Annotated in this window: 22 protein-coding genes, 4 tRNA genes and 1 pseudogene; 8 read left to right on the top strand and 19 right to left on the bottom strand. The window is 57.9% G+C overall.

The genetic code is table 11. The features are described from left to right. The first annotated feature begins 24 nt into the window (after positions 1 to 24). Positions 25 to 1155: a carbon-nitrogen hydrolase family protein gene (locus ACA060_RS10265; RefSeq protein WP_497317006.1), complete on the top strand. Its 1131-nt coding sequence runs from the start codon at positions 25 to 27 to the stop codon at positions 1153 to 1155. Positions 1156 to 1158: 3 nt separating this feature from the next. Beyond that, a complete protein-coding gene (locus ACA060_RS10260) occupies positions 1159 to 2199 on the top strand; it encodes an AraC family transcriptional regulator (RefSeq protein ID WP_497317004.1) in 1041 nt (346 codons plus the stop codon). Positions 2200 to 2546: 347 nt separating this feature from the next. Here ACA060_RS10260 and ACA060_RS10255 read toward each other — a convergent pair whose 3' ends face one another. The 11 genes from ACA060_RS10255 to ACA060_RS10205 all read right to left on the bottom strand — a co-directional run bounded on the left by ACA060_RS10255 (position 2547) and on the right by ACA060_RS10205 (position 13032). Further along, positions 2547 to 3401, bottom strand: a complete 855-nt coding sequence (locus tag ACA060_RS10255) for a DUF2242 domain-containing protein (protein WP_497317003.1) — start codon at positions 3399 to 3401, stop codon at positions 2547 to 2549. A gap of 228 nt (positions 3402 to 3629) precedes the next feature. Further along, entirely contained in the window at positions 3630 to 5501 is a 1872-nt protein-coding gene (locus ACA060_RS10250) for a SurA N-terminal domain-containing protein (protein WP_497317001.1), read from the bottom strand. A 233-nt stretch (positions 5502 to 5734) separates the two neighbouring features. Further along, positions 5735 to 6007: an HU family DNA-binding protein gene (locus ACA060_RS10245; RefSeq protein ID WP_002552737.1), complete on the bottom strand. Its 273-nt coding sequence runs from the start codon at positions 6005 to 6007 to the stop codon at positions 5735 to 5737. Positions 6008 to 6154: 147 nt separating this feature from the next. Further along, complete coding sequence (gene lon / locus ACA060_RS10240) at positions 6155 to 8551, bottom strand: endopeptidase La (RefSeq protein WP_007946894.1); 2397 nt, start codon at positions 8549 to 8551, stop codon at positions 6155 to 6157. Between the two features lie 162 nt (positions 8552 to 8713). Next, complete coding sequence (gene clpX, locus ACA060_RS10235; protein WP_007946893.1) at positions 8714 to 9997, bottom strand: ATP-dependent Clp protease ATP-binding subunit ClpX; 1284 nt, start codon at positions 9995 to 9997, stop codon at positions 8714 to 8716. Positions 9998 to 10110: 113 nt separating this feature from the next. Beyond that, on the bottom strand, positions 10111 to 10746 hold the full coding sequence (clpP, locus tag ACA060_RS10230) for an ATP-dependent Clp endopeptidase proteolytic subunit ClpP (RefSeq protein ID WP_095167796.1): 636 nt from the start codon (positions 10744 to 10746) through the stop codon (positions 10111 to 10113). Between the two features lie 93 nt (positions 10747 to 10839). Further along, entirely contained in the window at positions 10840 to 12150 is a 1311-nt protein-coding gene (tig, locus tag ACA060_RS10225; protein WP_403104726.1) for a trigger factor, read from the bottom strand. A gap of 403 nt (positions 12151 to 12553) precedes the next feature. Further along, positions 12554 to 12629, bottom strand: a tRNA-His gene (locus ACA060_RS10220). A 77-nt stretch (positions 12630 to 12706) separates the two neighbouring features. Then, a tRNA-Leu gene (locus ACA060_RS10215) sits at positions 12707 to 12791 on the bottom strand. A 56-nt stretch (positions 12792 to 12847) separates the two neighbouring features. Then, positions 12848 to 12923: transfer RNA gene (locus ACA060_RS10210), tRNA-His, on the bottom strand. 32 nt (positions 12924 to 12955) lie between these two features. After that, positions 12956 to 13032, bottom strand: a tRNA-Arg gene (locus ACA060_RS10205). A gap of 274 nt (positions 13033 to 13306) precedes the next feature. Between ACA060_RS10205 and folD the strand changes: the two genes are divergently transcribed. Together folD and pbpG are read left to right on the top strand one after the other, a co-directional pair. Then, positions 13307 to 14161, top strand: a complete 855-nt coding sequence (folD, locus tag ACA060_RS10200) for a bifunctional methylenetetrahydrofolate dehydrogenase/methenyltetrahydrofolate cyclohydrolase FolD (protein WP_109629273.1) — start codon at positions 13307 to 13309, stop codon at positions 14159 to 14161. Positions 14162 to 14397: 236 nt separating this feature from the next. After that, on the top strand, positions 14398 to 15336 hold the full coding sequence (gene pbpG / locus ACA060_RS10195) for a D-alanyl-D-alanine endopeptidase (protein WP_497316998.1): 939 nt from the start codon (positions 14398 to 14400) through the stop codon (positions 15334 to 15336). A 55-nt stretch (positions 15337 to 15391) separates the two neighbouring features. Here the strand turns inward: pbpG and ACA060_RS10190 are convergent, their stop codons facing one another. The 3 genes and pseudogenes from ACA060_RS10190 to ACA060_RS10180 form a co-directional block, all read right to left on the bottom strand. Continuing rightward, positions 15392 to 15607 carry a hypothetical protein gene (locus tag ACA060_RS10190; RefSeq protein ID WP_109629269.1) on the bottom strand — a complete coding sequence of 72 codons (216 nt, stop codon included), beginning with the start codon at positions 15605 to 15607 and terminating at the stop codon, positions 15392 to 15394. A 17-nt stretch (positions 15608 to 15624) separates the two neighbouring features. Then, positions 15625 to 15831 (bottom strand): DUF6021 family protein, encoded by a 207-nt coding sequence (locus ACA060_RS10185; protein WP_497316996.1) that lies wholly within the window; start codon positions 15829 to 15831, stop codon positions 15625 to 15627. Between the two features lie 95 nt (positions 15832 to 15926). Further along, positions 15927 to 16654: pseudogene (locus ACA060_RS10180) on the bottom strand (cysteine peptidase family C39 domain-containing protein). A gap of 166 nt (positions 16655 to 16820) precedes the next feature. On the opposite strand from ACA060_RS10180, the gene ACA060_RS10175 reads away from it, so the two are divergent. Next, complete coding sequence (locus tag ACA060_RS10175; RefSeq protein WP_497316994.1) at positions 16821 to 16991, top strand: hypothetical protein; 171 nt, start codon at positions 16821 to 16823, stop codon at positions 16989 to 16991. Positions 16992 to 17065: 74 nt separating this feature from the next. Here ACA060_RS10175 and ACA060_RS10170 read toward each other — a convergent pair whose 3' ends face one another. Continuing rightward, a complete protein-coding gene (locus ACA060_RS10170; RefSeq protein WP_497316992.1) occupies positions 17066 to 17815 on the bottom strand; it encodes a TerC family protein in 750 nt (249 codons plus the stop codon). Between the two features lie 27 nt (positions 17816 to 17842). Beyond that, the gene (locus ACA060_RS10165; protein ID WP_497316990.1) at positions 17843 to 18085 is read right to left on the bottom strand and encodes a hypothetical protein; all 243 of its coding nucleotides are present in this window, start codon (positions 18083 to 18085) and stop codon (positions 17843 to 17845) included. Positions 18086 to 18220: 135 nt separating this feature from the next. On the opposite strand from ACA060_RS10165, the gene nhaR reads away from it, so the two are divergent. Then, entirely contained in the window at positions 18221 to 19120 is a 900-nt protein-coding gene (gene nhaR, locus ACA060_RS10160) for a transcriptional activator NhaR (protein WP_109629261.1), read from the top strand. Positions 19121 to 19124: 4 nt separating this feature from the next. Here nhaR and ACA060_RS10155 read toward each other — a convergent pair whose 3' ends face one another. Further along, the gene (locus ACA060_RS10155; protein WP_497316988.1) at positions 19125 to 20279 is read right to left on the bottom strand and encodes an MFS transporter; all 1155 of its coding nucleotides are present in this window, start codon (positions 20277 to 20279) and stop codon (positions 19125 to 19127) included. 279 nt (positions 20280 to 20558) lie between these two features. On the opposite strand from ACA060_RS10155, the gene sstT reads away from it, so the two are divergent. Continuing rightward, a complete protein-coding gene (gene sstT / locus ACA060_RS10150) occupies positions 20559 to 21791 on the top strand; it encodes a serine/threonine transporter SstT (RefSeq protein ID WP_497316987.1) in 1233 nt (410 codons plus the stop codon). 182 nt (positions 21792 to 21973) lie between these two features. On the opposite strand, the gene ACA060_RS10145 is transcribed toward sstT, so the two are convergent. Further along, positions 21974 to 22483, bottom strand: a complete 510-nt coding sequence (locus tag ACA060_RS10145) for a DUF1993 domain-containing protein (RefSeq protein ID WP_497316986.1) — start codon at positions 22481 to 22483, stop codon at positions 21974 to 21976. Positions 22484 to 22622: 139 nt separating this feature from the next. On the opposite strand from ACA060_RS10145, the gene ACA060_RS10140 reads away from it, so the two are divergent. After that, positions 22623 to 23270 (top strand): YceH family protein, encoded by a 648-nt coding sequence (locus tag ACA060_RS10140; RefSeq protein ID WP_109629254.1) that lies wholly within the window; start codon positions 22623 to 22625, stop codon positions 23268 to 23270. 115 nt (positions 23271 to 23385) lie between these two features. Here ACA060_RS10140 and ACA060_RS10135 read toward each other — a convergent pair whose 3' ends face one another. After that, positions 23386 to 23904: a cupin domain-containing protein gene (locus tag ACA060_RS10135; RefSeq protein ID WP_497316984.1), complete on the bottom strand. Its 519-nt coding sequence runs from the start codon at positions 23902 to 23904 to the stop codon at positions 23386 to 23388. Positions 23905 to 24124: the final 220 nt, after the last annotated feature.

Genomic DNA, 24124 nt, shown 5'->3' with positions numbered 1-24124 from the left:
CACACGGCTGTCGACTGTTTCCCCATGCGCAAACTTCTGTACCTGACTTTCTCCATGGCATTGATTGCCGCCCTGACGACCTACGCCATGTGGGCCGCGGACCGTCCGGTGGGTCATTACCTGTCGGACCTGCGCATCCACCTCGCGGTTGATCAAGGCACCCCTGCCGATCGCGGCAATCTGCTGGGCATTCAGCCCGAGCTATTCCCCACCGACTATCAAAGCCCCGAACGCCTGCACCGTAAGCTCGCCGCCTATTTGCAGCAGGCTCAGGACCAAGGCCTGCTCAATGAAAAGACCATCGTCGTGCTGCCCGAACACATCGGCACCTGGCTGATGGTCAGTGGCGAGAAAGATGAGCTGTACCAGGCGACCACCCTCAAGGAAGCGATGAACTGGCTGGCGGTGAGCAATCCCGTGCAGTTCGTCCGTGCGCTGATCAGCGCCAAGGGCGAAAGCCGTCTCGACGACGCTCACTTGCGGATGAAGGCCAAAGGCATGGCCAAGGACTATCAGGCACTGTTCGGCGGGCTGGCGAAGGCGTTCAACGTGACCCTGGTGGCCGGCACGATTGTGTTGCCCGAGCCGAGCATCATCGACGGCACGCTGAAGGTCGGCCACGGTGCGTTGTATAACAGCAGCGTGGTGTTCGGCCGCGACGGGCTGCCGCTGGGCCAGCCGCAACGCCAGATGCATCCGGTCTTCGCTGAAAAAGACGTTATCGAAGCCAATGGCGAGCACACGCTCAACGTCGTCGACACCCCGGCAGGACGCCTGGGCGTACTCATCGGCAGCGACAGCTGGTACCCGGACAACTACCGCAAACTCGACGCCCAGGGCGCCCATCTGGTGGCTGTCCCCGCCTATGTCGTCGGCCGCGACACCTGGGACAAACCGTGGCGGGGTTACAAGGGGTTGTCGACGCCAGGCTCCGTCAGCCTCAAGGCCGGTGAACTCAGTGAAGGCCAGGCCTGGCATCGCCTGACACTGACCGGCCAATCGCCCAGCAGCCAGGCCATTGCCGGCATGAGCGTGTTCCTGCGCGGTCAGTTCTGGGATAAGGGCAGCGCGGGTCAAAGTTTTCTCAGTAACAACGGGCAGCAGTTCGCCGACGGCAATGCCCGTGGCGCGCGTTTACTGAACCTCTGGTTGTAAACCATGAAACCGCTGCCGATGCGCCTTGGGGATCTGTCGGTGGGCTTTGTTCATAGCCTGGCCGACGCCGTGCGCAGCCACGGTGTGGACCCGCAACCGTTGCTTGAGCAATACGGCCTCGATGCCGCGCGTTTGGCCGAGGCAGGCGCCCGGCTGTCGATCCCGCGCTACATGCGCCTGGGCCACGGTGCCATTCAGTTGACCGACGACCCGGCGCTGGGTTTGCGCATGGGCCAGCTCAGTCGTCTGAGTCAGGCCGGTCTGGCCGGGGTCACCGCCGCCCAGGCACCGACGGTTCGAGAAGCGGCGCGGTGCCTGATTCGCTTCGAAGCCTTGTATGGCTCCAACTATCGTGGCCAATCGAGCTTTCATGAAGACGCTCAGGGCGCGTGGCTGCGGTTCTATTCCATCAGCCCCTACAACGCCTACAACCGCTTCGTGGTGGATTCGATCATCGCTGGCTGGCTGCACCAATTGTCCAGCGTGAGCCCTGCCCCGCTACGCGCCGAGCGTATCGAGATCGAGTTTGCCGAACCGGATTATCGTGAGGCGTATACCGCGCTGGGCGATTGCCCGATTCAGTTCGGCGCCGAACAGAATCAACTGCGCCTGAGCCTGGCCAGCCTCGCCCAGCGCAATCCGGAGCACTGCCCGAGCACGTGGCGACACTTGCTGCAACTCTGTGAACGGGAACTGGAGCAACTGACACGCACCCGCAGCCTGCGTGAACGGATCACTCAGTTGCTGGGGCCGTTGCTCAATGGTGGCCGGGAACCCGACCTGGAAGAAGTGGCGGCACGCCTGAAGCTGCCTACCTGGACTTTGCGTCGCAAACTCGCCGAAGAAGGCACGCAATTTCGCGCGATTCTCAACGACACCCGCCGCGACCTGGCCATGACTTACATCCGCGACACGGAACTGGCATTCGGTGAAATCGCCTACTTGCTGGGCTTTGCCTCAGCCGAAGCGTTTCAACGGGCCTTCAAACGCTGGAACGGCCAGACCCCCGGCGAGTTTCGCCGCAGTCATCGCCAATCCGCGTGATGTTTACAGCTCTGTAGCGTCTTCCGCTGGCTCCAATGGGTCCAGTTCAAACGCCTGATACTCGAGCAGCTCTTCTTGATAATCGTCCATTGTGAAATCCCCCTGCCGCTCGTTTAAAAAATGCCTGAATAAATGACCAACGCCTTGAGCATAAAGTGCCCACGTGAAAGAAAAATGACGCGGGCGCACCGCTCAGCGGCTACTTATAAAACGTAGCAGGCGGTCAGGAATTTATCACAGGATTTTTTCGATAGAGGTTGTAGGACTACAGCCCGGGTTGACGCGGATCAATCAAAAAGCCATTTCGGGAACGGTGTCATCTGACACGGTCCCGAAATGTAGATCGATTACTGACTAGCGCCAGGCATGGCCGAAATAGGCTCGCTCGGTGGCGGCAGGCTGGATTGCGGCGGTGGCGTAACGGTTTCCGAGGACGGCGCCGGTTCCGGGTTTTCAACCGGGGTGATCGGCGCTGTTTCAGGCGGCGGTGCGACGGGTTCCGAGGCAGCAGGTGCTGGAGCAGAAGCAGGAGCTGGAGCTGGTTCAGCCGCAGGCGCTGGCGCGGATTCCGCCGCAGGAGCCGGCGTTGGGGCCAAAGGCGCCGGAGCAGCCTTGGCCTCAGGCATGCCCAGGTCGGTCTTGGGTTTCTCGGGGATGTGCGCAGCCTTCTTTGCTTCCGGCGGCAGGAACAACTCGACCAGCGCAAAAAATCGCTCGTAGAACTTGGCCGACGAGACGGTTTCGCTGGCGACCTTGACCATCGAATCGTCGGATGAGCCGATCGGCATCGATACCGAACCCAACACGCCTACACCTACACTGGCGGAGTTATTGGTTTTCTTCAGCGCATAGCGGTCCTGCAGGGCGTTGGCGAACATGGTCGCATGATGCCCTTCGCTGCCGTCATCGGCACAGACCACACTGAAGCTGATCTCCATGTGGGTCTCGCCGGTCTGCTGGAAGCTTTTGTGCCCGCTGACCAGTTTCGGGTCGGCGCTGGTGATGATGTAGCCCTGGCTGAGCAACGCCCGACGGGCGGCTTCGCAGGTTTGCGCATCCGTCACCGGGTAATTGCGCGAAAACGTCCCGGAGTCATCGAAGTTCTCATGCTCATAGATGGGGGCTTTCTTTGACGAGCAGCCGGCAGCAGTGGCCAGCATCAGCGCCAGCCCGGCAACACGCATGGGAATTGATTTAAACATTGAACATCCTGAGGAAAACGATCCGGGGCGTATTGTGCAACAGATCGATGCTTAGCGGAGCATCGATTAGTGTCTTAAAACGTTTACAAATCTACTGACGGTCATTTACAGGAAAAAGTCGGGCGGTACATACGCAGCCGACGGATCGCCAATATGCTTTTGCTTCTTCCATAAAAAACCCCGGCCTTTCGGCCGGGGTCTTTGTGTAGCGGGCAACTCAATCAAGCATCAGAAACGCTTGATCTCGGCCTCGCTTTCCAGCTGCTTGCGGTAAGCCGCAAAGTCCTGCTGGCCAATGCGCGAGGCGAGGAAGCGACGGTACTGAGCCTTCTCTTCTTCGGTCGGCGCGGCGGCTTCGTTCACGCCGTTCAGGCGCACGATCACCAGGCTACCATCGGCCAGGGTCACGCTGCTGAAGGTCGGCTTGTCCTTGGCGACAGGTTTAGGCATGCGGAACAGTGCTTGCAGCACGGTTGGGTCAATCCCTTCCTGAGCGCGAGTCGCTGCTGCGGTGACTTTCCAGCTCTGGCCGTCAATCGCCTTGTCCAGTGGCGTCTTGCCGTCGCGCAGGCTGGCGATCAGCTCATCAGCCTTGGTCTTGGCGGCAGCACTGGCGTGCTCCTTGGCCAATTGCGCACGAATGCTGGCATTGACGCTTTCAAGCGGCAGTTGCGCAGGCTTCAGGTGCTCCTTGGCGCGCAGCACGATCACGGTTTCCGGGTCCAGTTCGATGGCGGTGCTGTTGGCACCTTCATCCAGCACTTCAGGGCTGAACGCAGCGGTGACCACGGCACGGTTGGCCGTAACACCTTCGCCACCCTCGCGGCCGAACGGCTTGGAGGTGTGAACGGTCAGCTTGAGGTCTTGCGCCGGCTGGGCCAGATCGGAAGATTCAAACGAGGAGTCTTCCAGTTGCTTGGTCGCCTCGACGAAACGCTGCTCGACCTGCTGGGTTTTCAGCTCGCGGGTCAGCTTGTCTTTCAGGCTGGCCAGCGTCGGCACTTCAGGTGCTTCAACGCCCAACAGTTTGATCAGGTGGAAACCGAAGTCAGTGCGAACCGGTGCCGACACCTGATCCTTGGCCAACGCATACAGCGCGGTTTCGAATGCTGGATCGTAAACGCCAGGGCCTGCGTAGCCCAGATCACCGCCGTTGTTCGCCGAACCTGGATCCTGGGAGAATTCCTTGGCCAGGGCCTCGAATTTCTCGCCTTTGGCCAGACGCGCCTGAACTTCTTCGATCTTGGCCTTGGCTTGCGCTTCGGTCACCTTGTCGTTCACTTCGATCAGAATGTGCGCAGCCCGGCGTTGCTCGGACAGGTTCGCGATTTCTTTCTGATATGCCGCTTGCAGGTCTTCGTCCTTGACGGCGACCTGATCAAAGAAGGAAGACTTCTTCAATTCCAGGTAATCGATGACCACCTGATCCGGCGTCATGAATTCCTTGGCGTGTTCGTCGTAGTAAGCCTTGACCTCATCGTCGGTCAGCTTCACCGCTGCCGGGTCAACCTTGACGTTCAGGGAAGCGAAATCGCGGGTCTGTTTTTCCAGACGGGCGAACGCCAGAACCTGTGAGTCGGTGACGAAACCGCTACCCGCCAAACCAGCACGCAGCTGACCGATCAGCATTTCCTGAGCCAGCATCTGGCGAAATTGCATGCGGCTGTAGCCGAGCTGACGGATCACCTGGTCGAAACGATCGGGACTGAACTTGCCATCCACCTGGAACTCAGGCGTTTGCAGGATCACTTGGTCCAAAGCCGCTTCGGAGAAAGCGAATTTCGATTCTTCTGCGCCTTGCAGCAGCAGTTTGCGATCGATCAGGCCTTTGAGGGCCGATTCGCGCAGCATTTTTTCGTCGAGCAAGGAAGCGTCGAAATCCTTGCCCAGCTGTTGCATCAGCTGACGGCGTTGCATATCGACCGCCTGGCTCAGCTCGTTCTGGCTGATTTCTTCGCCATTGACCTTGGCCGCATCCTGGCTGTTGGTCGTAGCTTGGAAAATGGCCTCGATACCGGTGAAAGCCATCAGTACAACGATGATCCCGATAATGGTCTTGGCAATCCAGCCTTGTGAATTGTCCCTGATATTCTGCAGCATGCGTCCCCCAGAAACGGTTGAACTTCAAAATTAGGCAACCGTGGAGCGTGGGTAGAATCCGGATAGAAGAAAGGCGCATCCGAGGATGCGCCTTCTCGTAACTGGCGGAGCGGACCAAGGGTTCGAACTTGCGACCCTCGGTGTCTCGGACCGGCAAATTGCCGACTGGACTACCGCTCCGCTGCCAGGTCAGGCATGACCCCGACCCGGATAGGCAAAAACCTGAAGCGAACTTAGTTGACAGCTTCTTTCAGTGCTTTACCGGCTTTGAAACCTGGTTTTTTGGCTGCAGCGATTTCCAGCGTCTTACCGGTCTGTGGGTTACGACCAATGCGAGCTGGACGATCGGTAACGGAGAAGGTACCGAAACCAACCAGAACAACAGAGTCGCCAGCCTTGAGAGCGCCAGTGACGGATTCGATTACAGCGTCCAGCGCACGGCCAGCAGCAGCTTTCGGGATATCAGCGGATGCAGCGATAGCATCAATCAGTTCCGACTTGTTCACTCTAAGTCCCCTTATATCTATTTGAGTATGATTCTAAGTTTTTTGGTGAAAGCAAAAACGTGTGCTGAATGGCCTACAGACACTTAAGAGCCGCTTTATAACAAGGGCTCTAAAAAGCTGTCAACAAGCCACTCAGGCAAATGCGTACTAATGCGTGCTAATTCTTTCCTTAGAGTCAGACTCGCGTTTTTCATCCTTTGCAACTATCTCTGGAACCACATCAGGCAGCGGCTCCGGCGCGTATTGCAGCGCAATTTGCAGGACCTCGTCAATCCATTTAACCGGTTTAATCTGCAGATCTTGCTTGATATTGTCAGGAATTTCCTTCAGATCGCGTACGTTCTCTTCAGGAATGATCACGGTCTTGATTCCACCACGGTGAGCCGCCAGCAGTTTTTCCTTCAGACCGCCGATTGCCAACACTTGGCCACGAAGGGTGATTTCACCTGTCATGGCGACATCCGCACGCACCGGGATCCCGGTCAATGCCGACACCAGGGCCGTGCACATACCTACACCGGCGCTAGGGCCGTCTTTCGGAGTCGCCCCTTCCGGCATGTGGATGTGCGTGTCGCGCTTCTCGTGGAAGTCCAGGGGGATCCCCAGGCTCTTCGCGCGGCTGCGGACAACGGTCAGCGCGGCGGTGATCGACTCGACCATCACATCGCCCAGTGAACCGGTCTTGATCAACTGGCCTTTACCCGGCACGACAGCTGCTTCGATGGTCAGCAATTCGCCACCCACCTGAGTCCATGCCAGCCCGGTCACTTGACCGATCTGATCCTGCGATTCGGCCAGACCGTAGCGGAATTTGCGCACGCCCAGGAAGTGTTCCAGCATCTCGGCAGTGACCTTCACAGAGAAGCGTTTTTCCATTGCATGCTCTTTGACTGCCTTGCGGCAAACCTTGGCAATCTGGCGCTCCAGCCCACGTACACCGGCTTCGCGGGTGTAGTAGCGGATGATGTCGCGGATCGCTTCAGCGTCGAATTCCAGCTCGCCTTTCTTCAAGCCGTTGGCCGTAATCTGCTTTGGCGAAAGGTATTTGACGGCGATGTTGATCTTCTCGTCTTCGGTGTAGCCCGGCAGACGAATCACTTCCATCCGGTCGAGCAGCGCCGGCGGAATGTTCATGGAGTTGGAGGTGCAAAGGAACATCACATCGGACAGGTCGTAGTCGACCTCCAGATAGTGATCGTTGAAGTTGTGGTTCTGCTCAGGATCGAGCACTTCCAGCAACGCCGACGCCGGATCGCCACGCATGTCGCTGCCCATTTTGTCGATCTCATCGAGCAGGAACAGCGGGTTGCGGACGCCCACTTTTGTCATTTTTTGAATCAATCTTCCTGGCATCGAACCGATGTAAGTCCGGCGATGACCACGAATTTCCGCTTCGTCACGCACGCCACCAAGGGCCATACGGACGAATTTGCGGTTGGTGGCGTGAGCGATCGACTCCGCCAGAGAGGTTTTACCCACCCCCGGAGGACCGACCAGGCACAACACAGGACCGCGAATTTTCTTCACGCGCTTTTGCACGGCGAGGTATTCGAGGATCCGCTCTTTGACTTCTTCGAGACCATAGTGGTCTGCATCGAGAATGTCTTCTGCGCGAGCAAGGTCCAGGCGCACTTTGCTCTGGGCCTTCCACGGCACCTGAACAAGCCAGTCGATGTACGAACGCACCACGGTCGCTTCCGCGGACATTGGCGACATTTGTTTCAACTTGTTCAGTTCACCCTGGGCTTTGGCCAAGGCATCTTTCGGCAGGCCGGCGGCATCGATGCGCTTTTTCAGCTCTTCGATTTCGTTGTGGCCTTCGTCGCTGTCGCCGAGCTCTTTCTGAATGGCCTTCATCTGCTCATTCAGGTAGTACTCGCGCTGGCTGCGCTCCATTTGTTTCTTGACGCGACCGCGAATGCGTTTTTCGACTTGCAGCAGATCGATCTCGGCATCCAGTAACGCCAGGACGTGCTCGACCCGGGCCGACAAATCGATGATTTCGAGGATTTCCTGTTTCTGTTCGATCTTCAGGGCCATGTGCGCGGCCATGGTGTCGACCAGGCGACCTGGCTCGTCGATGCTATTGAGCGACGAGAGGACTTCAGCCGGGACTTTCTTGCCCAGCTGCACATATTGTTCGAACTGAGCCAGCAGGCTACGTACAAATACTTCCGACTCGCGCTCTGGCGCGTCGACTTCGTCGATCAGCGAGACTTCGGCACGACAGTGGCCGTCCACTTCGCTGAAGCGCTCCACGGCGCCCCGCTGCTCGCCTTCGACCAAAACCTTGACCGTGCCGTCAGGCAGCTTGAGCAGCTGCAGAACGGTCGCAATTGTACCTACACGATAAAGTGCATCTTCACCGGGATCGTCGTCAGCAGGGTTTCTCTGCGCCAGCAGAAGGATCTGCTTGTCGCCCGTCATCGCAGCCTCGAGGGCTTCGATGGATTTCTCGCGCCCCACGAACAGCGGGATAACCATGTGCGGATAAACCACAACATCACGCAATGGCAGGAGAGGCAATTCGATGGTTGTCTTCATGATTTCGCCTCTACGGCGGCCATAAGGCCGTAAACAGATGGAAGTAAGCTTGAAACCAAGATGGGGGCTGCTTTGAAAAAAAACAAGCGCAATGAGGGTGTTAAAAACTCTTTAAAAGAAAAGGGGCCCGAAGGCCCCTTCTTTATTCCAGCTGCCTGACGCTTAAGCGTCTGGCGCAGCCTTGGCAGCCGGCTCACTGTTTTCGTAGATATACAGTGGCTTGGACTTGCCTTCTATCACGCTTTCGTCGATCACTACTTTACTCACCTCGGACTGCGAGGGGATTTCATACATAGTGTCGAGCAATACACCTTCGAGAATCGAGCGCAGTCCACGGGCACCGGTCTTGCGTTCCAGGGCACGTTTGGCGACCGATTTCAGCGCGTCGGCCCGGAATTCCAGGTCCACACCTTCCATCTCGAACAGCTTGGCATACTGCTTGGTCAGAGCATTTTTCGGCTCGGTGAGAATCTGCATCAATGCAGCCTCATCAAGCTCGTCCAGCGTGGCAAGGACCGGCAGACGACCGACGAATTCCGGGATCAGACCGAACTTGACCAGATCGTCAGGCTCGACTTCACGCAGGGATTCACCGACTTTCTTGCCTTCTTCCTTGCTACGAACTTCCGCGTTGAAACCGATGCCGCCCTTGGTCGAACGGTTTTGAATAACCTTTTCCAGACCGGAGAACGCACCACCGCAGATGAACAGAATGTTACGGGTGTCGACCTGAAGGAATTCCTGCTGCGGATGCTTGCGACCACCTTGCGGCGGAACGGAAGCGACCGTGCCTTCGATCAACTTGAGCAGGGCCTGCTGCACGCCTTCACCGGAAACGTCCCGGGTGATCGACGGGTTGTCAGACTTGCGCGAGATCTTGTCGATCTCATCGATGTAGACAATGCCCATCTGGGCTTTTTCTACGTCGTAATCGCACTTCTGCAGCAGCTTCTGAATGATGTTCTCGACATCTTCACCCACGTAACCCGCCTCGGTGAGGGTGGTTGCGTCAGCGATGGTGAACGGAACGTTCAGCAAACGGGCCAGTGTTTCGGCAAGCAGGGTTTTACCCGAGCCTGTCGGGCCGATCAGCAAGATGTTGCTCTTGCCGAGCTCGACGTCGTCATTCTTTTTGTCACGCTGATTCAGACGCTTGTAGTGGTTGTACACCGCTACGGCCAGAACCTTTTTCGCACGCTCCTGACCAATCACGTACTGATCAAGGATGCCGCTGATTTCTTTAGGCGAAGGCAATTTATGCGCGCTGCTTTCGGCCTGGGCTTCCTGCACCTCCTCTCGGATGATGTCATTGCACAGGTCGACGCACTCGTCGCAGATAAAGACCGAGGGGCCGGCAATCAATTTGCGCACTTCATGCTGGCTTTTGCCACAGAAGGAGCAATAGAGCAGCTTGCCGTTGTCCTCGCCGTTGCGGGTGTCAGTCATTCGTTCGATCCAAATCCGATAGGCTTGCAACACAAGATGAAGGCTATTGCGGGCTTTTTCAAGCCCGCTAATGATCAGACCAGCCGACCAAGCCTATTTTGAGCTGCTTATTTTTAAGCTGGGCGCTGGGCGATCACTTCATCGATCAACCCGTACTCACGCGCAGCTTCTGCACTCATGAAGTTATCGCGGTTGGTGTCGCGCTCAATTTCTTCAAGAGTGTGGCCGCTGTGCTTGGCCATCAGCGTGTTGAGACGCTCACGAATGAAGAGAATTTCCTTGGCATGGATTTCGATATCCGACGCCTGCCCCTGGAAACCGCCCAGCGGCTGGTGAATCATCACGCGCGAATTCGGCAGGCAATAACGCTTGCCGGCAGCACCGGCGGTCAGCAGAAACGCGCCCATGCTGCACGCCTGGCCGATACAGGTGGTCGATACGTTGGGTTTGATGAACTGCATGGTGTCGTAGATCGACATGCCTGCTGTCACCGAACCGCCCGGGGAGTTGATATAGAGATGGATGTCCTTGTCCGGGTTTTCCGCTTCAAGGAACAGCAGTTGCGCACAGATCAGGTTGGCCATGTAGTCCTCTACCGGACCAACCAGAAAGATCACTCGCTCCTTGAGAAGGCGCGAGTAAATGTCATAGGCGCGCTCGCCACGAGCAGACTGCTCGACAACCATCGGGACCAGGCCGCCTGCGGCCTGGATATCAGAGTTCTGCTGAATATACGAATTACGGAACATGCTCTGCAGTCACTCCCAAATAGTTATGTCTTGAATACGCATAAGCCAGCACGAAGGCTGGCTTATGGTGTGTACTTCTTATCGCAAAAACGATCAGTCGGCTTGTGGAGCTTCTACCGGCTTGACTGCTTCTTCGTAAGAGACCGATTTGTCGGTCACGCTAGCTTTCTGCAGAACAGTATCCACAACTTGTTCTTCCAGCACAACCGAACGGACTTCGTTCAGTTGCTGGTCGTTCTTGTAGTACCAAGACACAACCTGCTCAGGCTCCTGGTAGGCCGAAGCCATTTCCTGAATCATTTCACGAACGCGGGCTTCGTCAGGCTTGAGGTCGAATTGCTTGACCACTTCCGCCACGATCAGACCCAGCACAACGCGGCGCTTGGCCTGTTCTTCGAACAGCTCGGCCGGCAGTTGATCAGGCTTGATGTTGCCGCCGAACTGCTGAACAGCCTGCACACGCAGACGGTCAACTTCGTTGGACAGCAGAGCCTTAGGCACTTCGATCGGGTTGGTGGCCAGCAGACCGTCCATTACCTGATTCTTGACCTTGGATTTGATCGCCTGACGCAGTTCGCGCTCCATGTTCTTGCGAACTTCGGTGCGGAAGCCTTCCAGACCGGTTTCCTTGATGCCGAATTGAGCGAAGAATTCTTCGTTCAGCTCTGGCAGTTTTGGCTCGGAAACAGTGTTCACAGTCACGGTGAACTCAGCGGTTTTGCCCGCCAGGTCGAGGTTCTGATAGTCCTCTGGGAAGGTCAGGTTCAGAACGCGCTCTTCGCCGGCTTTAGCGCCAACCAGACCGTCTTCGAAACCAGGGATCATGCGGCCGGAACCCAGAACCAGCTGAGTACCTTTGGCGGAACCGCCAGCAAACACTTCGCCGTCAACCTTGCCAACGAAATCGATGTTCAGTTGGTCTTCGTTCTGGGCAGCGCGATCGGCCACTTCGAAACGGGTGTTCTGCTTGCGCAGCACGTCCAGCATCTTGTCCAGATCGGCATCAGCCACGTCAGCGCTCAGGCGCTCTACGGTGATACCTTCAAAGCCGGCAACGGTGAACTCAGGGAACACTTCGAAGATGGCAACGTATTCCAGATCTTTGCCGGCTTCCATCGATTTAGGCTCGATCGAAGGGGCGCCAGCCGGGTTCAGCTTTTGCTCGACAACAGCTTCGTAGAACGAAGACTGGATCACATCGCCTACAGCTTCCTGACGCGCATCAGCACCAAAACGGCGCTTGATTTCGCTCATTGGCACTTTGCCTGGACGGAAGCCAGCAATCTTGGCCTTTTGGGCAGTCTGCTGCAGACGCTTGTTGACCTGAGTCTCGATGCGCTCAGCCGGCACGGTGATGCTCATGCGGCGCTCAAGAGCAGAAGTATTTTCAACAGAAACTTGCATGGATATTCCTCGTTGCACAGACGTTAGCCGGCCGTTTCCGACCCCAGAATCAAGGGCATGCATTCTAGTGGGTCAAACTCAAGAAGTCACCCTACTGAAAACGGGTAAAAAAGCAGCAGGCAATTTATAGGCGAGGGACAAACGGTTGTGCCTCGCCCTGTTAGCAAATACAGCCAGTCACGCCAGGGCCCTGCACCCATCCTTCTATATATAGAAGAAGTTGCCAATCATCTCCCTGACAGCCGGTCTTGCGAGCAAGGCCGGCGGGCGGCGCGGCATCATCGAGAAACATAAATACGATGAAACACCCCACCCCTGCGACCCAGAACATGCAGCCGCTTGATACTCGAACCGCTAAAACAAAAAAGGCGCCAGACTGTTAAATCTGGCGCCTCTCGAAATATGGGGTGGACGAAGGGGATCGAACCCTCGACAACGGGAGTCACAATCCCGTGCTCTACCAACTGAGCTACGCCCACCATATTGCCTTGCAAAGAAGCCAAACAACTCCCTTGCTGCGCCCCAATCAAGCCAGCCGGCCTGAGTGAAGCTTATTTGGTGCGGATGAAGAGACTCGAACTCTTACACCTTGCGGCGCTGGAACCTAAATCCAGTGTGTCTACCAATTCCACCACATCCGCGTTTGAAGCTGTTAAAGCAAAGGCGCCAGACTGTTAATCTGGCGCCTTTCGAAATATGGGGTGGACGAAGGGGATCGAACCCTCGACAACGGGAGTCACAATCCCGTGCTCTACCAACTGAGCTACGCCCACCATATTGCGCTACTTGTGCCAAAGCTGCCTAATGGCGCACCCGGCAGGACTCGAACCTGCGACCATCCGCTTAGAAGGCGGATGCTCTATCCAGCTGAGCTACGGGCGCTTATTAATCTGTACTCTTGGAGGACTACAAACTAAGAGCTTTCCAGCCTCGCAGAACCGTAATTCCGCTCGACCTTCTCATCCAGTGCTAGGCTGTGCCCGACAAGTGCGACGAATAGTATAGAGCGCCCCGAGGGTCGTCAAATCCTTTTTATAAAAAATTCATTTAATTAAAGGGCTTAGAGGAATTTGCAGACCAAGCGCCTTTGCCCTCACCGCATGACATGCGAGAATGCGTTCTCTTTTTTTCCCCTCTCGATGGTTAATCACGCGCAATGACTGCACAACTAATCGACGGCAAATCGATCGCCGCCAGCCTGCGCCAGCAGATCGCCAAACGGGTCAACGAGCGTCGCGAGCAAGGCCTGCGCACGCCGGGCCTCGCGGTGATCCTGGTCGGCAGCGATCCTGCCTCTCAGGTTTATGTCTCGCACAAGCGTAAAGACTGTGAAGAGGTCGGCTTCATTTCCCAAGCCTACGACCTGCCTTCCGAAACCACTCAAGAAGCACTGACCGATCTGATCGATCGCCTGAACGACGATCCGGCAATTGACGGCGTTCTGCTTCAGCTTCCTTTACCTGAACACCTGGATGCCTCCAAATTGCTGGAGCGCATTCGTCCGGATAAAGACGTCGACGGTTTCCACCCTTATAACGTCGGTCGCCTGGCCCAGCGCATCCCGCTGCTACGTCCGTGCACCCCGAAAGGCATCATGACCCTGCTGGAAAGCACCGGTGCTTGCCTTTACGGGATGAATGCCGTGGTCGTCGGAGCGTCCAACATTGTTGGCCGTCCGATGGCGATGGAATTGCTGCTGGCCGGCTGCACCGTGACCGTCACCCACCGATTCACCAAGGATCTGGCGGACCACGTCGGCCGTGCCGATCTGGTCGTCGTCGCCGCCGGCAAGCCGGGCTTGGTCAAAGGTGAGTGGATCAAGGAAGGCGCGATCGTGATCGACGTCGGTATCAATCGACAGGAAGACGGCAAACTGGTCGGTGACGTGATCTACGAAACCGCCCTGCCCCGCGCCGGCTGGATCACTCCGGTACCGGGCGGAGTCGGCCCGATGACGCGCGCCTGCCTGCTGGAAAACACGTTGTACGCTGCGGAAACACTGCACAGCTGAGTGCCCGTTTTGGCATAAGCGACGAATAAAAGAACCCCGCCAATGGCGGGGTTCTTTTTGCCTGAAGTAAAAGATCGACCATCCGCCGGAAAATGACTTTTTTTTCATGTTCCCAAGGACTTTTACGTCCTGCTTGAACAACCATCGACAGTTATTCAGCCATACTCCAGAATGTCGCGCTTTTACGAAATAGCCCGTTACATAACGGCTTATCAACACCTTATGAGTCTGCCAGCGTGAAAATCCGTCTTTCCATCCTGAGCCTATTTTTTGCATTTACAGGGACGTTCATCACGCCAACCGCCAGCGCTGCGGAGACCACCGCGGCCCCCCGAGACACGAAACAACTCAAGCTCGCTTCCGGCAGCTCTTTGCTGCTGGATATGCAGACCAACAAAGTCATTTATGCCAGCAACCCCGATGTGGTTGTCCCTATCGCCTCCGTCAGCAAATTGATGACCGGCCTGATTGTGGTTGAAGCCCGACAGAACATGGACGAGTACATCAATATCAACATCAGCGACACGCCAGAAATGAAAGGCGTGTTTTCCCGAGTCAAACTCAAAAGCGAATTGCCGCGCAGGGAAATGCTGCTGATCGCCCTGATGTCCTCGGAAAACCGTGCAGCCGCGAGCCTGGCCCATCACTATCCGGGCGGCTATGTCGCATTCATTGCCGCGATGAACGCCAAGGCCAAGGCGCTGGGCATGACCAGCACCCACTTCGTCGAGCCGACGGGCCTCTCCCCTCGTAACGTCTCTACCGCCCGCGACCTGAGCAAGTTGCTGATCGCCGCGCACAAGTACCCGTTATTGACCGAGTTGAGTACCACCAAGGAAAAAACCGTCACGTTCCGCAAACCCAACTACAGCCTGGGTTTCCGCAACACCGACCATTTGGTCCGCAAGCCAAACTGGGACATCAAGCTGACCAAGACCGGGTTCACCAATGAAGCCGGTCACTGCCTGGTGTTGGTGACCAGCATGGGCAATCGCCAGGTAGCGCTGGTGATCCTCGACGCCTTCGGCAAGTACACGCATTTTGCCGATGCCGCCCGTATCCGCAGTTGGGTGGAAACCGGCAAAGGCGCAGACGTGCCGTCGGTAGCCTTGCAGTACAAGTCGGACAAGAACCTCAAGCACCGTCAGAGCGGTGTGGTTGAAGCGTCAAAGTAAGTCAGCGATAGCAAAAACAAAGCCCCGACCATTCGGGGCTTTTTTTCGTCTGGCATTAATCGTTGGGCAATGGCATCTGATCGTCATCCGGAATGCCATCCCCGGCGCTTGGATCTTTCATGCCATGGGGATGCTCCGTCGGAACCACCATCGGACGCGCCAACGGATCTCTTAGCGGGTCATCAGGATCCATCACCGGATCAACACCCTTTTCAGGGGTTGTTGGAACACTGTCCGGACGTTTGTCGTTGAAACTCGAATCAGTAGACATACGCACCTCACCAAGGGTTAGGGTTTCAGATCAGCGAGTGGGTCGTAAGGCTTCGCCGGAGCCTTGGGATTGTCGCCCGGCTTCACATCCCGGGGCGCCTTGGCGGGCCCGATGGGATCGACCTGAGGGTCAGAGAGGTCCGGCGAATCAGGGTCGAAACCCAACTCGTCACCCGAAGAATGCTCGGATGAATGCGGGCCGTCAGGGGTATTGGAATGTGCCATGGGGGCGCCTCCTGGGATCTGGCCCGGAGAAACCGGGTCTTGTCCTTTAGAGGCCAGGTATGCCCGGCGGTGCCGGGCACATGACGAACGGAAGCTTATTGCGAGGTCAGCGCCTTCTTCGCACGGGCAGCGGCCTGTTCCTGACCGGCCTGGCCAAGATCACTCGCTGCCTTGAGCCAGCGCTGCTGATCGACATTGGCGGGGATCTGATTGGGTTTCTGGATGAGGACGGCCCAGCCGCCGGCGTCTTTGAAAGAAGATTCAAATGAACTGAAGCTCATCAAGTTCCGGCGATTCATCCCGGCACGCAGCAACACCGTCTGCTTCTGGCGATTGTATCCGGCGAGAATGGCATAACGCGGCTCAGCCCAGAGCGCCGAGCCTTCAGTGAAGCGCACCATCACTGGATAGCCGGCCGCGACCTGGGTCAACAGCGCCGGCAAATTGCTGTCGAGGGGATACACCACCATCCCGTACTCACGCGCCAGGTTTTGCATGTTCTGCTGCAACTGGGCCTCGGCGCCCGGCAAGTGCAGGGGTTTTTCGAGCAATCCAGGCGTAATCACGATGCCCTGCTGCGACAACAGGCTGGCCAGCACCTGAGGCCCGCTTTGATGGTCTTGGCCCCGGTAGAACGTGCCGCTGAGTTCGACGCGTTCCGGCAGTCGCTTGATCTCCGGCACCACACTCCCCGCGCATCCGGCCAAACCTGCAACGCAGCCGACTATCAGCGCCGCCGTTCGAATTCGAGAAAATACCCGCACGATCATCACTCTCTTGTTCAGACGCCAGGCAAAACGCTCCCGGCTTGGCCGTCGATCATAGGACGCCACGCAGCGGCGGTATACCTTAAACCGCAGTTGAGTGCGTTCGATAGAGCGAACTGGTTGATGACAGCCGACCTTTGGTCAATAGCCTGAAACACAGCAGCGACTAGACTGTCATTTGCAAAGAGTGTGTGCCCGAGGCAGGGCAAAGAGGAGGCACTGATGAGCCTGACAATGACAATCGTGATGTTGATTTCCGGCTGGCTGGCCGTGGCCGCCGCCATGTTGTGGGGCGTTTTGCGGATTACCCGTCGGCACCATCACCACCCCGTTCAATCGGCGCCTTTGGCGAACACCGATAAACCACCGGTCCACCACGCGACCGCGCACTGACCCTTTCCGACTCGCCAACAAAAACGGCCGCCTGGGCTCTTTCGAGCGCAGGCGGCCGTTTCGTTTTTGGCGGGTTAAGCTTCAGCCGCTACTTTCTTCTGCTTGGCCCGACGCGACATCATGTTCAAGCCCTCGATGGTCGCCGAGAAGGCCATGGCCGCATAGACGTAGCCCTTAGGCACGTGAGCACCGAAACCTTCAGCGATCAGCGTCATGCCGATCATGATCAGGAAGCCCAGCGCCAGCATCACCACCGTCGGGTTGTCGTTGATGAATTTGGCCAGAGGATCAGCCGCCAGCAACATCACCAGCACCGACACCACCACGGCGATGATCATGATTGGCAAGTGCTCGGTCATGCCCACTGCGGTAATGATGCTGTCGATGGAGAACACCATGTCCAGCATCAGGATCTGACCGATCGCGGCAGCAAAGCCCAGGGTCACGGTCGAGGTCGCCGACATCGGATCATCCGGGGCCGGGTCCATGCTGTGATGGATCTCGGTAGTCGCCTTCCACAACAGGAACAGGCCACCGGCGATCAGGATCATGTCCTTCCAGGAGAACGCGTGGCCGAGAATATCGATCACCGGCTCAGTCAACTGGACGATGAACGCGATGGTGCTCAACAGGCCCAGTCGCAGAATCAACGCCATGCCGATACCGATGCGGCGTGCTTTCTGCCGATGCTGCTCGGGCAGTTTGTTGGTCAGGATCGAGATGAAAATCAGGTTATCGATGCCGAGCACGATTTCCATCACGATCAACGTGGCCAGGGCGACCCAGGCGGTGGGGCTTGCAGCAAGTTCTAAAAGGTATTCCATGGGTCAGTCCTGACTCGTTGTGACGGTTTAGATTTCCTGGGACGAAGATTCGGTTTTGCGCTTGTCTTCGGCCGATGGTTCTTTCTTGCTGATCAGGCCGCCGGTGGCATCACTGATCGCTTGTTCGGCGGCTTTGTGGGTGTCGTCGATCGCCTGTTTGGCGGATTCGGCAGCCTTGCCCATCAATTGTTGCGCGCTTTTCTCGGCCTGGTCGCAACCGGCCAGTACCAGTAAAGACGCGATCAGCAGTGCCGTGGTTTTAAGCTTCATGATGCCTTCCTCGATAGAACAGAACGGGCCGAAACGATGGCCCGTTGATAGCGAGGCATTCTAGGGAGGCAAACACTTCAGGAAAATTCGTATTTTTAGCAGCTATACTTCGGTTTTTACGAACTGTAGGTCGTCATGCTTAACTATCGGCAATTGCATTATTTCTGGGTGGTAGCCAAGACCGGCAGCATCGTACGCGCCTGCGAGCAACTGAATCTGACACCGCAGACCATCAGCGGGCAGATATCCTTGCTCGAACAAACCTATGGCATCGAGCTGTTCCGACGAGTCGGTCGGCAGCTTGAGCTGACGGAGGCCGGGCGTCAGACCCTGCCCTACGCCGAGCAAATGTTTCAGCTGGGCGGCGAACTGGAATTGATGCTGCGGGCGCAACCCAACGAACAGCAGATCCTGTTCCGGGTGGGCGTCGCGGACGTGGTGCCCAAATCCATCGTCTATCGCCTGATTGCGCCGACCATGGAATTGAGCGAGCCGCTGCGCATCACCTGTCGCGAAGACAAACTTGAGCGTTTGCTCGCCGACCTGGCGATCCAGCGTCTGGACCTGGTGATCTCCGACAGCCCAATGCCGTCGCACCTGGACATCAAGGGCTACAGCCAGAAACTCGGTGAATGCGGGATCAGCTTCTTCGCCACCGCCGAACTGGCGGCGCAGTACGGTCAGGATTTCCCGCGCAGCCTGCACGGCGCACCGCTGCTGATTCCCGGGCCGGAAACCGTGGTGCGCAGCCGCTTGCAACGCTGGTTTGCCGAGCAGCAGATCCAGCCACGCATCGTCGGCGAGTTCGACGACAGCGCCCTGATGCAGGCTTTCGGTCAGTCCGGCAGCGGGATTTTCATCGGTCCGAGCGTGATTGCCGACGAGGTGAAACGCCAATATGGCGTGGAGTTGATTGGCCAGACCGACGCCGTGACGGAGTCGTTCTACGCCATTTCAGTGGAACGCAAGGTCAAGCACCCCGGCATCGTTGCGATTACCGAAGGTGCCCGACGCGAGCTGTTCACCGAGGTGTGAAGGGTCAGGCGCAGACTTCGCGCGGCTTCATGGTCATCAGCGCCATGGCCAGGAGAATCGACACCAGGATAAACGCGGCTGCGGCAAAACCGAGCCCGCCCAGTCCAACACTGTTGATCACCCGTCCGCCGACCATCGCGCCCAGGCCGATGCCGAGGTTGGCTCCGGCGATGTTCAACGACGCGGCAAAGGCCGGCGCCTCGGGCGCGGCCTTCATCAATCGCACATGGCTGACCAGGAACAATGCCGCCTGGGTCACGCCCCAGATCCCCATCGCCGCCGCCAGACCGAGCGGCGAATGAATGTTCGGCACCAGCGCCACCATGCCGGCGATCATGAACGCGCAGAACATCACCGAAGCCATCAGCGGATGACGATCCACCGCACGACCGCCCAACGAGTTGCCAATCAGCCCGACTGCGCCAAAGCCCATCAGGCACCAACCGACCACCGTGCCGTTGAAACCGGCGAGGCGTTCAAGGATGTCCGCCAGGTAGGTGTAAGCGGTGAACATGCCGCTGAACACCAGTATCGACAGCAGCACATGGCCCAGCATCAACGGGCTGCGCAGGATCTTGAACTGCGAACGAAAGCTCACCTGATGCTGGTGCAGGTTGGTTTTCGGCAGGTAGATAAACAGCAGCAACGCCTTGGCAAACGCGATCACCGCCAGAATGCCAAAGGCACTGCGCCAGCCGAACGCATCGGAAATCAGCGTGCCCACCGGAATGCCGAACACTGTGGCGCAGACAATGCCGAACCCGATCTTGGCGATCGCCCGCCCGGCGAAATCCGGCCCGACAATGTCCACTGCGGTTTCACTGGCCAACGCCCAGAACACCGGCAGCCCCAGCGCGGGGATCAACCGGGCGATGGCCATTACCCAGATGTTCGGCGCAAACGCCGCGAGGGTGTTGGCCAGGCCGAACATGATCAGCACCGAGATGAACAGCTTGCGCCGCTCGAACCTTGCGAAGTAGGCGGTCAGGAACGGCCCGAACGCGGCGACGGTGAAGGCGAACAAAGTCACCAGCAAACCCGCTTGGGGAATGCTGACTTCAAGGTCTCGGGCAATCGCCGGCAACAGGCCGACGATGATGAATTCCGTGGTCAGCACGGTAAAACCGGCGGCCGACAACAGAAGGATGGGCAACAGCATGCAGAACTCCAGAAAACGACGACACCAGCGATAGCCCGAAGGCCCACTGGCATGACTTTGAAATGAGGATGCGCAATCTTAACAGAGTGTTTCCGATCAGGGTTGCACGAACCTGCCGATCTCGTTGAACGCGCGGGCGGCAGATCGTCACAGGTCTGAAGGATCAAGACCACGCTGTGATAAAGTCCGCGCCCTGCGATACGTACACCTTGATCATCGGCCATTAACTGGCATTGATGTCGCGATACCCCCGCACCTAATAATCAGAGATGCCGTTTTATGACTGCTTCATCCCCTTCGCTATTGCAACGCTTGAAACGCTTGAGCCTGGTCTCGCAAATCGTCATCGGCCTGATCGCCGGGATTGCCCTGGCGCTGATCGCGCCGGACGTGGCGAAGTCCACGGCGTTCATCGGCAAAGTCTTCGTCTCGGCACTGAAAGCCGTCGCGCCGATTCTGGTGTTCGTGCTGGTCATGGCCTCGATCGCCAACCACAAGCACGGCCAGGAAACCCACATCCGGCCGATTCTGTTTTTGTACCTGCTGGGCACGTTTGCCGCCGCGGTGGTCGCGGTCGTTGCCAGCATGATGTTTCCGTCCAGCCTGGTGCTGTCCACTCATGACGTCGCCGTGACTGCGCCGGGCGGCATCAGCGAAGTGCTGCAAAGTCTGCTGCTCAGCGTGGTCGACAACCCGGTCAGTGCGCTGATGAACGCCAACTTCATCGGCATTCTGGCCTGGGCGATCGGCATGGGCGTTGCAATACGCCATGCCGGGGACACGACCCGCGAAGTGCTCGGCGACTTGTCCAACGGCGTGACCCTGATCGTGCGCCTGGTGATTCGTTTCGCGCCGCTGGGGATCTTCGGCCTTGTCGCGTCGACCCTCGCCACGTCCGGCTTCGGTGCGTTGATCGGCTACGTGCATCTGCTGGCCGTGCTGCTGGGCTGCATGTTGTTTGTGGCGCTGGTGATGAACCCGGTGATCGTGTTCTGGAAACTGCGTCGCAACCCGTATCCGCTGGTGCTGATGTGCTTGCGGGAAAGCGGCATCACCGCGTTCTTTACCCGCAGCTCGGCGGCGAATATTCCGGTCAACCTGGAATTGAGCAAGCGCCTGGGCCTGCATGAAGACACTTACTCGGTATCGATTCCGCTGGGCGCGACCATCAACATGGCCGGCGCGGCGATCACCATCACCGTGCTGACGCTGGCGGCTGTGCATACCCTGGGCATCGCCGTGGATATTCCGACAGCCATTCTGCTCAGTGTGGTGGCGGCGATCTGTGCCTGTGGCGCTTCGGGTGTGGCCGGTGGTTCGCTGCTGCTGATTCCGCTGGCGTGCAGTCTGTTCGGCATTCCGAGTGAAATCGCCATGCAGGTGGTGGCGGTAGGTTTCATTATTGGTGTGTTGCAGGATTCTGCGGAGACTGCGCTGAACTCCTCCACTGACGTGCTGTTTACCGCCGCGGCTTGCCTGGGCGAAGAAGCGAAAGCAGAACGCCTGGCCTGACACCGCACCTTGTAGGAGCCAGGCTTGCTGGCGAAGGCGATATCAAGGACGCCTTCGCCGGCAAGCCTGGCTCCTACAGGTTTGGCGTGAGCCGCAAAAGCACGATATCCCCTGATCCGTAGAGTCAAACAAAAAGCCCGCCAAGGCTTGCACCTTGGCGGGCTTTTTAGTGCGCGGACGGTTTAGAACGCGCCCATGTAATCGCGCTTGCCCACTTCCACACCGTTGTGACGCAGCAGTGCGTAAGCGGTGGTGACGTGGAAGAAGAATTGCGGCAGGCCGTAGCTCAGCAGGTAAGCCTGGCCACTGAAGCGTTTCTCTTTAGGCGTGCCTGGACGCGTGACGATCTCGATGCCTTCCTTGCCGTCGATCTGCTCAGGCTTGATCTCGCCGATGTAAGCCAGAACCTTGGCGATCAAGGCTTGCAGCTCAGCGAAGGTGGTTTCGGTGTCGTCGTACTTCGGCACTTCGATCTCGGCCAGGCGCGAGGAAACGCCTTTGGCGAAATCAACGGCGATCTGCACCTGACGCACCAGCGGGAACATGTCCGGGTACAGACGGGCTTGCAGGAACGCGTTCGGATCGATGTTCTTGGCGGTGGCGTGGGCTTCGGCCTTGTTCAGAACGTCGCTCAGGGCGTTGAGCATTTGTTTGAAAACAGGAACGGAAGCGGCATACAGGGAAATAGTCATGACAGTCTCATGTGGTGACAGGAGGAAAACGTGGGCCGATTATAGCCATGCCCGCCCCTCCTGCGGCTTGTCTTTTATCCTGCAAGGATTAGGCTAGGCGGCTTCGACTGCATGCTTCGACTGCATAGGGAAAAGCGCGATGAGCACTGAGCAAGAAACGACTTTCGACGAACCGCGGCTCAACAGCACGGAAATCCGCATTCTGGGCTCGTTGATCGAGAAGCAGGCCACCAGCCCGGAAACCTATCCGCTGACCCTCAATGCACTGGTGATCGCCTGCAACCAGAAAACCAGTCGTGAACCGGTGATGAACCTGACACAAGGCCAGGTCGGCCAGAGCCTGCGCGCCCTTGAAGGTCGTGGCTTTACCAAACTGGTGATGGGCAGCCGTGCCGATCGCTGGGAGCACAAAGTCGACAAGGCGCTGGAACTGGTGCCAGCCCAGGTGATTCTGGCGGGACTGCTGTTTCTGCGAGGCCCGCAGACGGTCAATGAACTGCTGACCCGCAGCGGCCGCATGCACGATTTTGAAGACGCCGAACAGGTGGTGCATCAACTGGAACGCTTGATTGCTCGTGGGCTGGCGTTGTTGATTCCGCGCCAGGCCGGGCAGCGCGAAGACCGATATATGCATGCGCTGGGCGATCCGGCGGATATCGAAGTCATCCTCGCCGCCCGGCAAAACCCGGCCGAACGTGGCACCAGCAGCGGCGTCTCCGTAGAGCGGATCGAAGAGCTTGAGGCACGGATTTCAGCGCTGGAAGAACGCCTGGCTCGCCTCGAATAACCAACACAGTGGCCTGTAGGAGCGAGGCTTGCCCGCGAAAGCGATTCAACATCCAACATTATCGTCGAATTGAAAATCGCCTTCGCGGGCAAGCCTCGCTCCTACAAAAGGAGTGCTACTCGCCGTCCCAGTAATCAACGCCATCACCCGGACGGGCGATGGCGACGAAGCCTGAGGCATTGCCTTCGGCGTCGATCTTGAAATCGTCCATCACTGCGTATTTGCCGGAATCCGGGTACTCGCAAATCTCCGGCGATTGCTGGGTGCTGACCGCCAGGTAGCGCAGTTCACCCTTGCTGGTGTTGATGATCTGGTGCGCAGCTTCAGGACCGCCCGGTGGGCAGGCGATCACGTCGCCGGCGCGGATCGGAAAACGCTCGGCACCGAGGCGCACCTCCCCTTCCCCGGCCACGACATAAAACATCTCCTCGTTGACCCGATGGCTGTGAAACGGGCTGCCACGCATGCCCGGCTCCAGAACGTACAGCCGATAACCGAGCTTTTGCGCGCCCAGTTGCTGGCCGACGCGGGCCATTTTCTGATGGTAGCGGCCGGCGGTTTCACCGGTGGGCGCCAGGGCTTCCGGCAGCGGTTCGAGTTCGACCTGATTCAGGTTGAGAATGGGGGGATGCATGGGAACCTCGGGCACGGTTTGTTTTGGGGGGGCGGCAAGTCTTTGCTGGCTGGCGGGGAGTATAGGCGGGGAAATGTGCGGCAACTGACCCAGGGGTATGACTCAAGGACGAGTCGCGGCCATCGCGGGCAAGCCCGCTCCCACATGGGTTGGGTTGCCCGCAAAAGTTGAGGTCGACTCAGATCCTGTGGGAGCGGGCTTGCCCGCGATGGCGTCAGTA

It is taken from the genome of Pseudomonas sp. LBUM1671 (genome assembly GCF_059695685.1).
Note: the sequence above shows the minus strand (reverse complement) of the source record. Positions and strands in the feature narration are given on the sequence as shown.

Coding starts and splice junctions, on each gene's coding strand:
- ACA060_RS10250 (WP_497317001.1), bottom strand. CDS start 5,501: ATGCTGCAGAATATCAGGGACAATTCACAAGGCTGGATTGCCAAGACC.
- ACA060_RS10260 (WP_497317004.1), top strand. CDS start 1,159: ATGAAACCGCTGCCGATGCGCCTTGGGGATCTGTCGGTGGGCTTTGTT.
- clpX (WP_007946893.1), bottom strand. CDS start 9,997: ATGACTGACACCCGCAACGGCGAGGACAACGGCAAGCTGCTCTATTGC.
- ACA060_RS10140 (WP_109629254.1), top strand. CDS start 22,623: ATGAGCACTGAGCAAGAAACGACTTTCGACGAACCGCGGCTCAACAGC.
- ACA060_RS10170 (WP_497316992.1), bottom strand. CDS start 17,815: ATGGAATACCTTTTAGAACTTGCTGCAAGCCCCACCGCCTGGGTCGCC.
- ACA060_RS10255 (WP_497317003.1), bottom strand. CDS start 3,401: ATGTTTAAATCAATTCCCATGCGTGTTGCCGGGCTGGCGCTGATGCTG.
- ACA060_RS10190 (WP_109629269.1), bottom strand. CDS start 15,607: ATGTCTACTGATTCGAGTTTCAACGACAAACGTCCGGACAGTGTTCCA.
- clpP (WP_095167796.1), bottom strand. CDS start 10,746: ATGTTCCGTAATTCGTATATTCAGCAGAACTCTGATATCCAGGCCGCA.
- tig (WP_403104726.1), bottom strand. CDS start 12,150: ATGCAAGTTTCTGTTGAAAATACTTCTGCTCTTGAGCGCCGCATGAGC.
- nhaR (WP_109629261.1), top strand. CDS start 18,221: ATGCTTAACTATCGGCAATTGCATTATTTCTGGGTGGTAGCCAAGACC.
- ACA060_RS10155 (WP_497316988.1), bottom strand. CDS start 20,279: ATGCTGTTGCCCATCCTTCTGTTGTCGGCCGCCGGTTTTACCGTGCTG.
- ACA060_RS10145 (WP_497316986.1), bottom strand. CDS start 22,483: ATGACTATTTCCCTGTATGCCGCTTCCGTTCCTGTTTTCAAACAAATG.
- folD (WP_109629273.1), top strand. CDS start 13,307: ATGACTGCACAACTAATCGACGGCAAATCGATCGCCGCCAGCCTGCGC.
- sstT (WP_497316987.1), top strand. CDS start 20,559: ATGACTGCTTCATCCCCTTCGCTATTGCAACGCTTGAAACGCTTGAGC.
- ACA060_RS10175 (WP_497316994.1), top strand. CDS start 16,821: ATGAGCCTGACAATGACAATCGTGATGTTGATTTCCGGCTGGCTGGCC.
- ACA060_RS10135 (WP_497316984.1), bottom strand. CDS start 23,904: ATGCATCCCCCCATTCTCAACCTGAATCAGGTCGAACTCGAACCGCTG.
- ACA060_RS10265 (WP_497317006.1), top strand. CDS start 25: ATGCGCAAACTTCTGTACCTGACTTTCTCCATGGCATTGATTGCCGCC.
- lon (WP_007946894.1), bottom strand. CDS start 8,551: ATGAAGACAACCATCGAATTGCCTCTCCTGCCATTGCGTGATGTTGTG.
- ACA060_RS10185 (WP_497316996.1), bottom strand. CDS start 15,831: ATGGCACATTCCAATACCCCTGACGGCCCGCATTCATCCGAGCATTCT.
- ACA060_RS10165 (WP_497316990.1), bottom strand. CDS start 18,085: ATGAAGCTTAAAACCACGGCACTGCTGATCGCGTCTTTACTGGTACTG.